Here is a 15,081-nt window from a genome sequence, read left to right as displayed (position 1 = left end):
CTTCCAACCACACCTTCGTACTATCCGGCGACACCAAGGTGCAATAGATCGCGCCCAAGGCTTTTGATGTGATGGCGGGAAACCGACAAAAGCCAGGAGTTGCGCATGAACAAGCTGACGACTGCCGCGGGCGCGCCCGTGGTTGATAACAACAACGTACAGACCGCCGGCCCCAGGGGCCCGATGCTGTTGCAGGACGTATGGTTGCTGGAAAAACTGGCGCACTTCGATCGGGAGGTCATTCCGGAGCGGCGCATGCACGCCAAGGGTTCCGGTGCGTTCGGCACCTTCACCGTCACCCATGACATCAGCCGCTTCACCAAGGCCAGGCTGTTTTCCAGCGTGGGCAAGACCACCGATGTGTTCGTCCGTTTCTCGACCGTGGCCGGTGAACGTGGCGCGGCGGATGCCGAGCGCGATATCCGTGGATTCGCCATCAAGTTCTACACCGAACAAGGCAACTGGGATCTGGTGGGCAACAACACGCCGGTGTTCTTTCTGCGCGACCCGTTGAAATTCCCCGACCTCAACCATGCGGTCAAACGCGACCCGCGCACCAACATGCGCAGCGCGCGCAACAACTGGGATTTCTGGACCTTACTGCCGGAAGCGCTGCATCAGGTCACGATTGTCATGAGCGATCGTGGCCTGCCGCGCACCTACCGCCACATGCACGGTTTCGGCAGCCACACCTTCAGTTTCATCAGCCCGGCGAACGAACGTTTCTGGGTGAAGTTCACCTGGAAGACTCAACAAGGCATCGAGAACCTGACCGATCAACAAGCCGCGACACTGATCGGCGATGACCGCGAAAGCGCCCAGCGCGACCTGTACAACGCCATCGAGGAAGGCCACTTCCCGCAATGGAAGCTCTACGTACAAGTGATGCCGGAGCTGGACGCCGAGACCTACCCAATCAACCCGTTCGACCTGACCAAAGTCTGGCCCCACGCGGATTACCCGTTGATCGAAGTCGGCGTGCTCGAGCTCAACCGCAACCCGGACAACTACTTCGCCGACGTCGAACAGGCGGCCTTCAACCCGGCCAACGTGGTGCCCGGCATCAGCTTCTCACCGGACAAAATGCTTCAGGCCCGGCTGTTCTCCTATGGCGATGCCCAGCGCTATCGCGTCGGCGTCAACCATCATCAGATCCCGGTGAACGCGCCGCGCTGCCGGGTCAACAGCTATCACCGGGACGGCCAGATGCGCACCGATGCGAACGCGGGAAGCACAATCGGCTACGAGCCCAACAGCTATGGCGAGTGGGCCGAGCAACCGGATTTCAGCGAACCGCCGCTGGCCCTCAAAGGCAGCGCCGGGCACTGGAATCACCGCGAGGACGACGACTACTTCTCGCAACCGGGCGCACTGTTCCGGGCCATGTCCCCCGCCCAGCAACAGGTCTTGTTCGAGAACACCGCGCGCTCGATCCATGGCGCCAGCGCCCAGACCCGGCAACGCCACATCGATAACTGCACCCAGGCCGATCCGGCATACGGTGCGGGTGTTGCACAGGCCATCGAAGCACTGGGCTGATCCGCAATGGCGTAAGCAAGGCAAGCAGGACAAGCAGGATTGATCCTGTTTGCCCTGCTGCCGTGGTCAGTCCTCTACGATGCTTTTCGCTTCAAGAAACGCCTCCAGCCCGGACACGCCAAATTCCCTGCCGATCCCCGACTGTTTGACCCCGCCAAACGGCGCCAGCAGCTCCGGTGCGATCCGGTTGATCAACACCGAACCGGCCTCCAGCCGCGCAGCGATGCGTCGGCCCCGTTCCGCCTCGCGGGTGAACACATACGCCTGCAATCCGTAGACACTGGCATTGGCGATGCGGATGGCGTGTTCTTCATCGTCATAAGCGATGATCGACAGCACCGGGCCGAAGATCTCTTCCCGGGCAATATCCATGTCGTTGCTGACGTCGGCAAACACCGTGGGCTTGACGAAATAGCCCTGGCTCAGCCCGGAAGGCCGGCCCTCCCCGCCGACGATCAATCGCGCGCCCTGCTCCAGCCCGCGCCGGATAAAACCCTGCACGCGATCAAACTGCGCCTGGTTGACCAACGGGCCGATGACCGTCGCCGGATCATGGGGATTACCGACCACTATGGCGTCGACCAAGCCTCTTACCCGTTCGATCACCTGCGGCAGGAGCGCGCGCGGCACCAACAGCCGCGTGCCGGCGACACAGGCCTGACCGTTGTTCATGAAGGCGGCATTCAGGGCCATGGGGATGGCCGCCTCGAGATCCGCGTCGTCGAGCACGATGGACGCCGACTTGCCGGTGAGCGACAGGCTCACCCGCTTCATGGTCTCGATACCCGCGCGGGCAATGAGTTTTCCGGTGGCGGTGGAACCGGTGAACGAAATCTTCGCGATGTGCGGGCTGGTGCTGATCTCGTCGCCCACTTCGCCGCCACGGCCCAAGACAATATTGATCACCCCGTTTGGCAGTTCCGCACGGTGCAAGGCGAGCGCGAGCACCTGGGTCTGCAACGGGCTGAGTTCGCTCGGCTTGATGACCGAGGCGCAGCCGCCGGCAATCGCCGCCGCCAGTTTGCTGCACACCGTACCGGCGGTGCTGTTCCAGGGGGCGAACAACGCGGACACCCCGACCGGTTCCATCACGACGCTTGCACGACCCACAGGCCGCACCAGCTCGTAGTTTTCGAGAATCTGCGCCGCGTTGGCGAAGGATTGCGAGGCGTACTGGCTGACCCATTGCGCACGGGCCAACGGTGCGCCGTATTCCTCGATAGCGGTGTCGCGTATCTCTTCGGTGCTCTCCAGCACCGCCGCCTGCAGGCGCTTGAGCATGTCGATGCGCTCGGCTTTCGAGGTGCGGCCCATCGTGACTTGCGCACGCTGGGCGGCGGCGATGGCTTGCCTGGCATCCTCGCGATTGGCCAGGGTGACCGTTCCGATGACGGACTCCGTCGCCGGGTTGATGCATTCGATCGTTTCGCGGCCCTGAACGGGCACGAACGCACCATCGATGTAGCTGTGCTTGATAGTCCACATGGCGATTTTCCCAAGGGTTGAAACAGCAACGCCCGGAACATCCGGGCGTTGATCAGGGCGACGGTTCAGTCGGGTAATGACTCGCGGCTGAAGGCTTGCACCTCCTGGACCAGACCACGAGCGGCCATTTCCACCAGTTGCCGGCCTTTTTCCGGCGAAGCCTGGGCCGGGTCCGAGCCCATGCGGCCGTCCGGGTGACGGGCACGGAAATCCGCCGCTTCCCGGATCGGCCCCCAATTGGCGATCTGCGGCGAATAGTCGGCCGACTTGATGGAATCGGGGTAGGCCCATTGGGTCACGGCGATTTCCGAAGGCGTGGCATGAATGCCGTGGCCGGTCGGGAACTGGTCACGGGCCAGCTCGTTCACCCCTTCCAGATCCCACCAGTTGCACAGCTTCAGGGCGAACCCGGCCTTGCGGCGGGCGAAACTCGCTTCGGCGTACAGCTCCGAAAATGCCGCTTCGATTGACGCGATGTTGCCGCCGTGGCCATTGAGGAAAAAGATCTTTTCAAAGCCGTGGGCGGCCAGCGAACGGGTCCAGTCGGCGATGGCGGCGATGAACGTCGAGGGCCTGAGCGAGATGGTGCCGGGGAAGCCGAGGTGATGTTGCGCCATGCCGATGTTGAAGGTCGGGGCAATCAGGATATCGGCGTTTTTCTGCGCTTCATGGGCGATGATTTCCGGGCACATCCAGTCGGTGCCCAGCAGGCCGGTCGGCCCGTGCTGTTCGTTGGAACCGATCGGGATGACGATGGTGCGGCTGCGTTCGAGGAATTGGGCGATTTCGGACCAGGTCGATAGGTATAAAAGCATCAGGATTCTCACTCTTCGAAGGTTCCTCGCGGAACGAGGCTGGGTGTTCAGTGCACCTGCAACAGCAGTGTCATTGATACCACCCGCCTCCCTTCGACGACAGAATACGAAGGTATCGGAATCGCCGAAACGCGCTAATCGCGAACGAGAAATTCACGGGGCGATTCGCCCATCACTCGCCTGAACATCGCACTGAAGGCACTCTGGCTGGCGTAGCCCAGATCCCGGGCAATCACCCCGACGGATTGCCCCTTGTCGAGCCGATCGATAGCGGTCGCCAGCCGTACCTGCTGCAGCCAGTGGCGGAAATTCAGACCGGTTTCATTGACGAACAGGCGTATCAGCGTGCGCGAACTGGCGCCGACCCGGTCAGCCCAGTAACCGATCGAATGGTCTTGACCGGGGTCTTGCAGAATCGCCTCGCACACAGTGACCAGACGCCGGTCGAGCGGCCACGGCACTTCGATCGGCAACGTCCGCGCCGCCTGCAACTCACTGAGTATCAGGGCCACGATGTGTGCGTTACGGCCCTCCTGCGGGTATTCGATCGGTTGCTCGGCCAGGGCCAGAATCAACTCGCGCAGCAGTCCGGGGATCTCCAGTACTTTGCAGTGATGGCCCAGCTCTGCGCAGGCTTGCGGCTCGATGTAGATCGAGCGCATCTTGACCGCGCTCAGCATCAACTGGTCGTGGATCATTCCGGGCGGAATCCACAGCGCCCGTTTCGGCGGCAGGATCCACAAGCCGCGCTCGGTGGCCACCCGCATCACGCCGTTCGAGGCATACAGCAACTGCCCGTGCCGATGCACGTGCGGCTCGTTGTATTCGCCGGTGGCCTGATCACGCACCAGCACGGTCATCACTCGCGGCACGTCCTGATAATCGGGATAACGTTCGCTGCGCGGCGCGGAATCACGCTGGGCGATGATCTTGCGCACCTCCTGCTTCATCGCTGGAGTCTCCTGAAAACAGACCTTGATCGTGTTAAAGCGGCGATTGTCACTTTGGCGACAAACCCTGGCATTTGCCATGGCCGGTCCATTGTTAGCCTTGCGCTCATTGTTCATCAATGAGGCCTTTCCCATGGCAATCACCCGCAATCTCTCCGGCCACCAGCAGAGCGTCACGGCGGTGATCGGCCTGCTGATCCTGTCCATCGCCCTGCGGCCGCCGATCATTTCGGTGGGGCCGATTCTGCTGTTGATCCAGCAGCACTTCCAGTTGAGCTACACCCAGGCCGCGCTGCTGACCTCGATTCCCGACGTCTGCATGGGCGTGTTCGCGCTGGTGGTTCCGAGCCTGGCCCGGCGCTTCGGGATCGATCGCAGTGTGGTTGTCGCCCTGACGTTGTTGGGCGCCTCGACCTTGTTGCGGGCGATCTCGCCGAATGCATTCTTCCTGCTCGGCAGTACGTTCTTCGCCAGCATCGGCATTGCGGTTGCCGGCGCGATGACCGGCGCGTGGATCAAGACTCACTTTGCGCAACGCCCGGCGCTGTTCATGGGCATCTATGCCGGCGGCTTGAGTCTGGGCGCGACCCTCGCGGCGGTGCTCAGCGCACCGATTGCCGAGCTGGCGCAAGACTGGCGAGTCAGCGCCGGAGTCTGGAGCGTGCTGTGCCTCACCGCCATCGCCAGTTGGGTGTGGATGGCACGGCGTTTTGCGACACCGGCGCCCACCGTGAAATCGCCATCGAGCCCGAGCAAACGCCTGCCCTGGGGCAATCCGCAGGCCTGGCTGATCGCGTTGAATTTCGGTGCCGGGCAATTCGTGGTCTACGCCCTCTTCGCCTGGATGGCGCCCGCCTCGGTGGAAGCGGCCACATCGAGTGTTTCCCCGGGCGTCCTGCTGGGCATTTTTACGGCGGTGTTCGCCGTGGCCAGCGTCGGTGCGGGGCTGATTCCGGGCAAGGCCCACGACCGGCGCGGTTTGCTTGGGCTGTCGGCGTTGCTGGCCCTGCTCGGGGTGGGCGGGATGGCGTTCCTGCCGGCGTACTGGCCGATGCTGTATGTGGTGCTCGCGGCCATCGGCCTGGGCATGGGCTTCACCGTGGCCATGACCTTGCCGCTGGATCACGCCCGCACCAGCGAACAGGCCGGATTGTGGACGGTGTTCATGTTGTTCATCGGTTACCTGATCGCCGCGCTCGGGCCGCTGCTGTTCGGTGCCCTGCGCGAATACGCCGGACACTACGGCCCGGCGTACACCTTGCTGTTCGCGGTACTGCTGTTGATGCTCGGCATCACCCCCCTGCTCAGACTGGCACCGGCAACTTCGCCGCAGGTGTCCGTTGCCTGAGCGGGGGGTGACAGACCTGCGACGCGCCTCGGCACGTCGCAGGGTTTCAGTTGGCCGCCGCGGCTTTTTCAATCAGCCGCGCCACCGGTGCCGGATTCGACACCATCACCACGTGCGACGCGCCCTTCACCACCTCAACGGCCTTGGCATCTGCACGCTTGGCCATGAACGCCATCGCCTGGGGCGGGATGTTCTTGTCCTTGTCGCCGTAGATGTACCACGACGGAATGTGCTTCCAGGCCGGCGTTCCGGCCTGCTCGTTCAGCGCCGCTTCGGTGACCGGACGTTGAGTAGCCGCCATCAGCGCCGCTTGTGCAGCCGGGACATCGGCGGCGAACTGGTCGTGGAACTTGCTCTGCTGGATGTACAAGTCCTTGCCGCCATCGGCCAGCGCAACGGGTGGCGCCAGCGTTGGCCCGAGGGTGCTGCCGGGAAACTTGCCGGCCAGCCCGGCGACGGTTTCACCGGCCTCTGGGGCAAACGCGCTGACGTAGACCAGCGCTTTGATATTGGCATGATCGTTGGCCGCATCACTGATGACGTTGCCGCCATAGGAATGACCGACCAGCACCACCGGCGACTGGATGCTGCTCAGCAAGGCCGATACCGCTGCGCCATCGCTCTTGACGCCGCGCAGCGGATTGGCGGCGGCGATCACCGTGTAGCCGTCCTTCTCGAGAATCTTCGCCACGCCGTTCCAGCTCGACGCGTCGGCAAATGCGCCGTGCACCAGCACGACCGTGGGTTTGGCGGTTTGGGCGAAGGCATTGGCGCCCAGGCACAGGCCAGCGGCAATGCTCAACGCTGTCAGTGTTTTTTTCATGTGGAGTTTCCTCGTATGACGGATTCAAGGGGCGTATCGGGTGAAGACAAAATCGTGGTTCTGCACCCGCGCCTGATGGCAGGCAAAGCAGGTCTGGTGCTGGGCTTCGTCGGCGGGTTTGCCGTTGATGAAACGGCCGAATCCCCAGCCACCGGTCGAGGCGTATTTGCGCGAGTCCTTGACCATCACCTGAACGGTGGTGGCCGCCCCCGGAATCGAGGCCGGTTCGAATTCCGGCGACTGCACGTGTTTCCACGCCAGCTTCACCAGCACCGTGCCGTCGGGAAACGGCAACGTCGCGCTCTGGTAAGCCTTGATCGCCCGGTCATTGCCCAGCACCGCACGCAGTTCATCCAGCGGCGCGGCTTCCTGGGCCGGGGCAATCAGCGCCCACTGCCGATAGTTTTTCGGCAGCTTCACGCCGTAGATCGGCGAGGCATCGCCGTCATCGGCCTCGCCCAACGCGACACCGGTGGCCGCCAGTGCCGCGAGCGCAATGGCCGCTGGCAGCACGGCCCAATGGTTGAATTTCATGGTCGGATCCCCTTCGGCCGGCAATCAGAGATGATCGGCATCGATCACCGCCTGGGCGAACGCCTGCGGCGCTTCCTGCGGCAGGTTGTGGCCGATACCGCCGCTGATCAGCCGGTACTCGTACTTGCCGGTAAAGCGTTTGGCGTAGGCCTCGGCCGGTGGATGCGGCGCACCATTGGCGTCGCCTTCGAGGGTGATGGTCGGCACGCTGATCGAGGGGAATGCCGCGAGTTTTTTCTCCAGCGGATCGTATTGCGCTTCCCCTTTGATCAGCCCCAGGCGCCAGCGGTAGTTGAAGATCGACACGGCGACGTGATCCGGATTCTGCAACGCGGCGGCGCTGCGCTCGTAAGTCGCGTCGTCGAAGTTCCACTTCGGCGAGGCCAGCTGCCAGATCAGTTTGGCGAAGTCGTGGGTGTTCTTTTCATAGCCCAGACGGCCACGCTCGGTCGCAAAGTAGAACTGATACCACCACTGCAACTCCGCCGCCGGCGGCAGCGGCGTCTTGCCGGCGTCCTGGCTGCCGATCAGGTAACCGCTCACCGCCACCAGCGCCTTCACCCGCTCGGGCCAGAGCGCTGCAACGATGTCGGCGGTACGCGCGCCCCAGTCATAACCACCGAGCACGGCCTGCTTGATCTTCAGGGCGTCCATGAAGTCGATCAGATCTTTGGCCAGCGCCGCCGGCTGGCCGTTGCGCACGGTTTTGGCAGACAGGAAACGCGTGTCGCCATAGCCGCGCGCGTAAGGGATCAGCACCCGATAGCCTTTCTGCGCCAGTGCCGGCGCCACGTCGGTGTAGCTGTGAATATCGTAGGGCCAGCCGTGCAGCAGGATGACCACCGGACCGTCGGCGGGACCGACTTCGGCGTAGGACACGTCGAGCAATCCGGCCTTGACGTGTTTCAGCGCGCCGAACGAAACGTGGGTGCCGGCGGTAATGGCGTCGATCTTGCCGGCGGGCACTTCGGCGGCGCTGGCGAATGCCGAGGCGATGCCCAGCGCAAGCGCCAGGATCGAACCGGCGAGCACGCGCCGGGATGGGGTTACAGCGTTAGAGTCAGTCATGCCGGGTCTCCCTCGTGAACCGCCGGGCGGCGGTTCCGGGCTTTGTGGTCAAGGGCTTAGGGTTGAAGTGCTTGCGGATTGCAGGGTCAGCGGGCTGCCTGCGCAGTGGTCTTCTGCGCGGCCGCGCGCAGTGGCCGGAAGGCTTCGCGCAGTTCTTCGCTGAACAGTTGCGGTTGCTCCCATGCCGCGAAGTGACCGCCCTTGCTGACTTCACTGAAGTAGGCCAGCGACGGATAGGCGCGCTGCGACCAGACTTTCGGCGCCCGGTAGATTTCGTGGGGGAACACGGTGATCGCCACCGGCACCTTGATGTCGGCAGTCTTCTGCGCGGCGGCGCTGAAGTTATTGTTGTTGTTCTCCCAGTAGAAACGGGAGGACGACGCCCCGCTGTCGGTCAGCCAGTACAGGCTGATGTCGTCGAGCATTTCATCGCGGCTCAGGACCTTCTCGGGCTGACCGTCGCTGTCGGTCCACGCGGCGAATTTTTCATACATCCACGCGGCCGTGCCGGCGGGCGAGTCGGCCAGCAGATAACCGATGGTCTGCGGTCGGGTCACCATCATTGCGCCGTAGGCGGCGTTGCGACCGAAGAACTGGCTGAGCGAATTGAAGGCCGTCACCTCCGGCGCGGTCAGCCCTGCCGGGGCCGGATCGCCGCTGTTGATCGGCTTGACCAGTTCCGGCGGCACGGTGGCCGGCATGTTCAGGTGGATACCCAGCAAACCGGGCGGCGCCAGGCGACCCAGCGCATCGGAAATCACCGAGCCGTGATCGCCGCCCTGGGACACGTAATGGCTGTAGCCCAGACGTTTCATCAACACATCCCAGGCCTTCGCCACCCGGTCAGGGCCCCAGCCGAGCTCGGTCGGTTTGCCGGAAAAACCATGGCCGGGAATCGACGGGATCACCACATCGAACGAGTCCTCGACCTTGCCGCCATAAGCCACGGGATCGGTCAGCGGGCCGATGGTCTTGAGGAATTCGAACTGCGAACCCGGCCAGCCGTGGGTGAGGATCAGCGGCATCGCATTGGGATTGCGCGAACGCACATGGATGAACTGGATGTCGACGCCGTCGATGGTGGTCACAAACTCCGGCAAGGCGTTGAGCTTCGCTTCAGCCTTGCGCCAGTCATAGCCGTCGCCCCAATACTTCACCAACGCCTGGACCTGCGCCAGTTGCACTCCCTGGGACACGTCGCCGACCGTTTCCTTGTCCGGCCAGCGAGTGTCGGCGATGCGTTTGCGCAGGTCGCTCAATTTCGCTTCGTCCACATGGATGGTGTACGGGCGAATGGCTTGCGCCGGATCCGCGGCCCAGACGCCGCTACTGCCAGCGAGTACGGCAAGGCCGAGCGCGCCGCCCCTGATGGATGACGCCAGGCAATGGCGCCAGGTAAGACCGGACGAAACCGCAACCATGATGGATCTCCTTGTAGTCATTATTCGAAAGGCATCGCCAATCGGATCAGACCACTGCGCTGGCACCGGGGCGATTACACGATGGTGTCGGTCGATACCTTGGTATGACGCGCTGGCCCGGCGTGCAAAATCGCGCTCGAACTCAGCAGCGGTTAACGGGCAGAATGCGGCGGGGAAAAGACCCATTTGAATCACAGAGCGGAACAAGGATCGCGGATGCGTGGGGAAACAGCGCTCGAACGCCTGAGCGGCACACCATCGTCCACTTCGCCGTGGTGGGTGATCGGGCTGTGCATGCTGTTCAACGTGATCGACGGACTCGACGTGATGGCCATGGCCTTCACCGCCAGCCGGGTTGCGGCCGAATGGGCGTTGAGCGGCGCGCAACTGGGCCTGTTGTTGAGCGCAAGCCTGGTCGGGATGGCGCTCGGTTCGCTGCTGGCCGCGCCCAGGGCCGACCGCTTCGGGCGCAGGCCTTTGTTGCTCGCCGGCCTGCTGCTCAGCGGCCTGAGCATGTTGCTGTCGTTCTGGAGCCCGGATCATCACGTGTTGATGTTCCTGCGTTTGCTGACCGGCATCGGCACGGGGGCAGTGCTGGTGGGGGCGAACGTGCTGACGTTCGAACACGCCGGTCCGCAGCGACGCAATCTGGCGATCGCACTGCAATCCCTCGCCTTTGCGATGGGCGCCAGTCTGGGCGGTGTGCTGGCCCATGTATTGAATGATTTGATGGGCTGGCGGTATGTCTTTCTGGCCGGGGGTTGCATCACGCTGGCGGCGGCATTGGTCGGTGTCTTCTGGCTGCGAGAATCGCCGTCATTTCTGGCACTTGAACACCGCGCGCCTATTCCTCCACTGTCGCCTGACGACGTCAGCCGGCCGTTTTCGCCCGGTCAATGGCAACAGACTCTATCGCTGGCGCTGGCACTCTTTCTGCTGATGTTCTGCTTTTACTTCGTCATGAGCTGGACCCCGAGCCTGCTGGTCCACAACGGTTTTACCGATCGGCAAGGCGCCCGGATCGGGGTGTTATTGGCGTTTGGCGGCATGCTCGGCGCCCTGCTTCTGGGTCTGGCGGCCAATCGTTACGGTTGCCGACGTTTGCTGTCGGGTTTTCTGCTGCTCAACGCCGCCCTGCTGCCATTGATGCTGCCGGCCACTCGCGTCCCCGGTCTGGCGACACTAGTGGCGGTCACGCTGGGGCTGATGCTCAATGGTGCAGTCGCGGCTCTGTATGTCCTGGCCCCTCAAGCGTTCTGCACGTCGGTCCGCACGACCGGCGTCGGCGTGGTGCTGGCGACGGGGCGTCTGGGGGCGATCATTTCGCCGGTGGTCGCCGGGTTTCTGCTGGATGCCGGATGGACCGCACAACACCTGTTCACGTTTTTCGCCGGTAGTCAGGTGTTGGCGGCCCTGCTGATCTGGCGTGGCGTCAAGGGACGATGATCAGCTTGCCCGTCGTGTTGCGCGACTCGATATCGCGATGGGCCTGTTGCGCATCATCCAGTGAATAACGCTTGCCGATCACGGCTTTCAGTTTGCCGGCACTGACCCATGCGAACAGTTGCCGGGATTTTTCCAGCAGCACCTCGCGGTTGCGCACGTAGTGCATGACCGAGGGATACGTCAGCTTGATGCTGCGCGGCACGCTGAAGATATCGATCGGCGGGGTCGGGTTCATGAACGGCCCGTACAAGGCCAGGGTGCCGAAGTAATCCAGCAGCTCCAGCGAGTCGGCAAACCCCTCCGCGCCGGTGCCGTCGTACACCACATTCACCCGCTGCCCGTCGGTCAGGCGCATGACCTGGGCGGCAATGTTTTGCGCTCGCCCGATCACCACATAGTCCGCCCCCGCCGCGAGCACCGCCTCGACCTTGTCGGCATGAGAAACCCGGCCTATGACCTTGCCGCCCAGCAGCTTGATCAACTGGGTCAGCATCAGCCCCACGCCCCCCGCCGCCGCATGCACCAAGGCTACGTCACCCGGCTGGATCGCATGCACCTTGTCCACCAGATTGCTGGCGGTCAGGCCCTGCATCATCAGGCTGGCGGCGGTGGCGAAGTCGATCTCATCGGGCAACGGCACCAACTGGCTGACCGGGGCGATCACCTGTTCGGCGTAGCTGCCCGGCACGTAATGCCAGGCCACGCGGTCACCGACAGCGAACTCCGTCACCTGCGGGCCGCTGGCCAGGACGACGCCGGCGCCTTCTGCACCCAGCGTCAGCGGCAGTTCCCAGGCAGCGCCGAGCCCGCGTCGGGCACCGGTGTCCATGAAATTGATACCCGCCGCCATGACCTTGACCAGGACTTGTCCGGGCCCCGGTTCTGCCAGTTGAATGTCCTGCACCGTCAACACTTCGGGCCCGCCAAAGGCCTGGATAACCACTGCTTTCATCATGTTCTGCCCTGTCATCGGGACGACCGGTCCTGCTGCCTTTCGGGTGGCAGGAGCGCGGACGTCACGTTGCTTTCACTCAACGTCGAAGGACGTTGAAACCAGGGCCAAGGCTGCGCGGCGGATGTATCCACGCGTTTTCGCAGACAGGTCCGTTTGCATCCTTGTATGGCTTGGGGGGGCGTAGATACAGTGGCTTACAAAAGCGCCACCTGTGATGCCCATCGCAGTGTGCAATGTCGGCCGATATTCGCCACGGGCGACACCAAAGTATGATGGGCGAGTGCCATCCGAAGGCGCATCTTTGTTCAACGGTGACTGCACACAATGAGAATCGGTATGACGAACGAGCAGGAGCGCGTCATCGAGGACGATCCAGGCCGCGCGGGTGACGCGGTCATGCCGGCGCCGGGGATCGACTCGATCATCGACAGCATCCCGGCCATGGTCGCCTTCATGACGCCGTCCGGTGAGCTGGAACAGGTCAACCGGCAAATCATGGAGTACATCGGCGCCCCGCTGCATGAACTGAAAAACTGGCAGGCCAGCGAGACCGTGCACCCGGACGACCTGCCCTCGGTCATCGCTGCCTGGATGCACTCGGTCAGTACCGGCACGCCCTATGAGAACGAGCACCGGATTCGCCGCGCCGACGGTGTCTATCGCTGGTTCCATGTGCGCGGCCTGCCGATCAGAGACAGTGCAGGCACCATCACCCGCTGGTGCGTGCTGCAGGTCGATATCGATGAGCGCCGCCGGGACAAGGCCTTGATCGCCAGTGCCCTGGCCGAAGTCAGCGCGTCGGAAGAACGTCTGCGCGGGATCATCGACGCCGTTCCCGGTTTTGTCTGGAGCGCCTCGCCGGAAGGCAACGTCGGCTTCGTCAATCAGCGCTGGTGCGACTACACCGGCATGTCCGTCGAACAAGCCTGCGGTGACGGCTGGACGGCGTCCATCCACCCCGACGACGCACCGGGCCTGGCGGTTTATTGGCAAGGGATTCTGCAATCGGGCAACGCCGGTGAATACGAGGCCCGACTGAGACGCTTCGACGGCGTTTACCGCTGGTTCCTGATCCGTGCCGTACCCCAGCGCGATGACACGGGGCGCGTCGTGCGCTGGTATGGCGAAAACACCGACATCGAAGACCGCAAACGGGCGGAAGTCTTTCTGGCCAAGGCCCAACGCCTGAGCGCCACCGGTACGTTTTCCTGGCGGGTGAGCACCGACGAGATCACCTGGTCGGACGAGGTCTACCGCATCCTTGAACTGGACCCGGACACCCCGCCCGGCTTCGAGGCGATCTATCGCCGCGTGCACCCGGACGACATCTCCAGCCATCGGGAGATGATCAAGCGCCAGCGCCGCAAGGGGCGCGACTTCGAACACGAGCACCGGCTGCTGATGCCCGACGGCACGGTGAAATACGTGCGGCTGGTGGCACACTCGATCGCCCATGCGCCGGACGGCTTCGAATACATCGCCGCCCTGCAGGACATCACCCAGCGCCGGCTCGCCGAAGAGGTCTTGAGCAAGGCGCGCTCGGAACTGACGCACCTGGCCAGGGTCGCCAGCCTTGGCGCGGTCACGGCGTCGATTGCCCACGAGGTCAATCAACCGCTGGCCGGCATCATCACTAACGCCAGCACCTGCCTGCGCATGCTCGGCGCCGACCCGCCGAATGTCGACGGCGCCAGGGAAACCGCGCGCCGCACCATTCGCGACGGCAACCGTGCGGCCGATGTGATCAATCGACTGCGGGCGTTGTTCTCGAAAAAAAGCATCACCCTTGAAAACGTCAATCTGAATGACGCGGCACGGGAAGTCATCGCCATGCTGCTGGGCGAACTGCAACGCAACGGCGTGGTGCTTCATCCGCAATTTGCCGAAGCCCTGCCGCTGGTCAGGGGCGACCGGGTCCAGCTGCAGCAGGTGATCCTCAACCTGATCATGAATGCCGCCGAGGCCATGAGTGCAATCCATGGCCGGCCCCGGCAATTGATCGTCAGCACCGGTCTGGGCTCGGACGAGAGCGTTTACCTGGCGGTGAAAGACAGCGGCAACGGCGTCGATCCGCAGGACATCGAGCGCATTTTCAATGCGTTCTACACCACCAAAAGCTCGGGTATGGGCGTCGGCCTGTCCATCAGCCGCTCAATCATCGAGCGCCACGATGGGAAGCTGTGGGCCAGCGCCAACGACGGCCCGGGTACGACGTTTACCTTTGCCATCCCGCATTCGACGGACTTGCCGCAAACCGATAACCGCGACCTCGCCGATCGCACCGTGGAGAATGATTGATGGGTACGCATTTGCTCGTATCGGTGGTCGATGACGACGAATCGGTTCGTGAATCACTGCCTGACCTGATCAAGGAGTTCGGCTTTGCCGTGCAGGCGTTTGCCTCGGCGCAGGCCTTTCTGGCATCGCCCTATCTGGATCTGACTCATTGCCTGATTCTCGACGTGGCCATGCCGGGGATGTCGGGCCCGGAACTGCAACGGGAGTTGCTGCGGCGTGACTATCGCATTCCGGTGATTTTCATCACCGCGCACGGCGACGCCAGCGAACAGGCGAAGCTGCTGAACAGTGGCGCCGTGGAGTGCCTGTTCAAACCGTTCAGCGAAGCCCAATTGCTCAAGGCCCTGAGCGCCGCCCTGCCCCTCGACTGAGCGTGAAGCCGAACAGAACAAGGAATCG

The 15,081-nt window shown here is 63.3% G+C and carries 13 protein-coding genes; 5 read left to right on the top strand and 8 right to left on the bottom strand.

Going from position 1 to position 15,081, the window contains the following annotated elements; translation table 11 throughout:
* The first annotated feature begins 105 nt into the window (after positions 1–105).
* Complete coding sequence (locus ACM6JM_RS07060) at positions 106–1,539, top strand: catalase (protein ID WP_074690722.1); 1,434 nt, start codon at positions 106–108, stop codon at positions 1,537–1,539.
* Between the two features lie 66 nt (positions 1,540–1,605).
* On the opposite strand, the gene ACM6JM_RS07055 is transcribed toward ACM6JM_RS07060, so the two are convergent.
* The 3 genes from ACM6JM_RS07055 to ACM6JM_RS07045 form a co-directional block, all read right to left on the bottom strand.
* Positions 1,606–3,024 (bottom strand): aldehyde dehydrogenase family protein, encoded by a 1,419-nt coding sequence (locus ACM6JM_RS07055; RefSeq protein WP_074690721.1) that lies wholly within the window; start codon positions 3,022–3,024, stop codon positions 1,606–1,608.
* A 65-nt stretch (positions 3,025–3,089) separates the two neighbouring features.
* Positions 3,090–3,839, bottom strand: a complete 750-nt coding sequence (locus ACM6JM_RS07050) for a creatininase family protein (RefSeq protein ID WP_039771048.1) — start codon at positions 3,837–3,839, stop codon at positions 3,090–3,092.
* Positions 3,840–3,973: 134 nt separating this feature from the next.
* The gene (locus tag ACM6JM_RS07045; RefSeq protein ID WP_039771046.1) at positions 3,974–4,789 is read right to left on the bottom strand and encodes an AraC family transcriptional regulator; all 816 of its coding nucleotides are present in this window, start codon (positions 4,787–4,789) and stop codon (positions 3,974–3,976) included.
* A 133-nt stretch (positions 4,790–4,922) separates the two neighbouring features.
* On the opposite strand from ACM6JM_RS07045, the gene ACM6JM_RS07040 reads away from it, so the two are divergent.
* A complete protein-coding gene (locus ACM6JM_RS07040; RefSeq protein ID WP_074690720.1) occupies positions 4,923–6,137 on the top strand; it encodes a CynX/NimT family MFS transporter in 1,215 nt (404 codons plus the stop codon).
* A 46-nt stretch (positions 6,138–6,183) separates the two neighbouring features.
* Here ACM6JM_RS07040 and ACM6JM_RS07035 read toward each other — a convergent pair whose 3' ends face one another.
* From ACM6JM_RS07035 to ACM6JM_RS07020, 4 genes are all read right to left on the bottom strand, one after another.
* A complete protein-coding gene (locus ACM6JM_RS07035; RefSeq protein WP_414881538.1) occupies positions 6,184–6,960 on the bottom strand; it encodes an alpha/beta fold hydrolase in 777 nt (258 codons plus the stop codon).
* 24 nt (positions 6,961–6,984) lie between these two features.
* On the bottom strand, positions 6,985–7,494 hold the full coding sequence (locus tag ACM6JM_RS07030) for a cytochrome P460 family protein (RefSeq protein ID WP_103386289.1): 510 nt from the start codon (positions 7,492–7,494) through the stop codon (positions 6,985–6,987).
* A 24-nt stretch (positions 7,495–7,518) separates the two neighbouring features.
* Complete coding sequence (locus tag ACM6JM_RS07025) at positions 7,519–8,562, bottom strand: alpha/beta fold hydrolase (protein ID WP_210709458.1); 1,044 nt, start codon at positions 8,560–8,562, stop codon at positions 7,519–7,521.
* 86 nt (positions 8,563–8,648) lie between these two features.
* The gene (locus ACM6JM_RS07020; RefSeq protein ID WP_414881537.1) at positions 8,649–9,983 is read right to left on the bottom strand and encodes an epoxide hydrolase family protein; all 1,335 of its coding nucleotides are present in this window, start codon (positions 9,981–9,983) and stop codon (positions 8,649–8,651) included.
* Positions 9,984–10,199: 216 nt separating this feature from the next.
* On the opposite strand from ACM6JM_RS07020, the gene ACM6JM_RS07015 reads away from it, so the two are divergent.
* Entirely contained in the window at positions 10,200–11,429 is a 1,230-nt protein-coding gene (locus ACM6JM_RS07015) for an MFS transporter (RefSeq protein WP_414881536.1), read from the top strand.
* On the opposite strand, the gene ACM6JM_RS07010 is transcribed toward ACM6JM_RS07015, so the two are convergent.
* Positions 11,416–12,381 (bottom strand): quinone oxidoreductase family protein, encoded by a 966-nt coding sequence (locus ACM6JM_RS07010; protein WP_414881535.1) that lies wholly within the window; start codon positions 12,379–12,381, stop codon positions 11,416–11,418. The genes ACM6JM_RS07015 and ACM6JM_RS07010 overlap by 14 nt on opposite strands.
* Positions 12,382–12,720: 339 nt before the next feature.
* On the opposite strand from ACM6JM_RS07010, the gene ACM6JM_RS07005 reads away from it, so the two are divergent.
* Together ACM6JM_RS07005 and ACM6JM_RS07000 are read left to right on the top strand one after the other, a co-directional pair.
* Positions 12,721–14,682 (top strand): PAS domain-containing protein, encoded by a 1,962-nt coding sequence (locus tag ACM6JM_RS07005; RefSeq protein ID WP_414881534.1) that lies wholly within the window; start codon positions 12,721–12,723, stop codon positions 14,680–14,682.
* Entirely contained in the window at positions 14,682–15,053 is a 372-nt protein-coding gene (locus ACM6JM_RS07000) for a response regulator (protein ID WP_007958533.1), read from the top strand. The genes ACM6JM_RS07005 and ACM6JM_RS07000 overlap by 1 nt, the downstream gene beginning before the upstream one ends.
* The last annotated feature ends 28 nt before the right edge of the window (positions 15,054–15,081 follow it).

Source organism: Pseudomonas sp. IT-P2, assembly GCF_949767575.1.
Lineage (GTDB): Bacteria > Pseudomonadota > Gammaproteobacteria > Pseudomonadales > Pseudomonadaceae > Aquipseudomonas > Aquipseudomonas pharyngis.
This window is presented reverse-complemented; position numbering and strand designations above follow the sequence as displayed.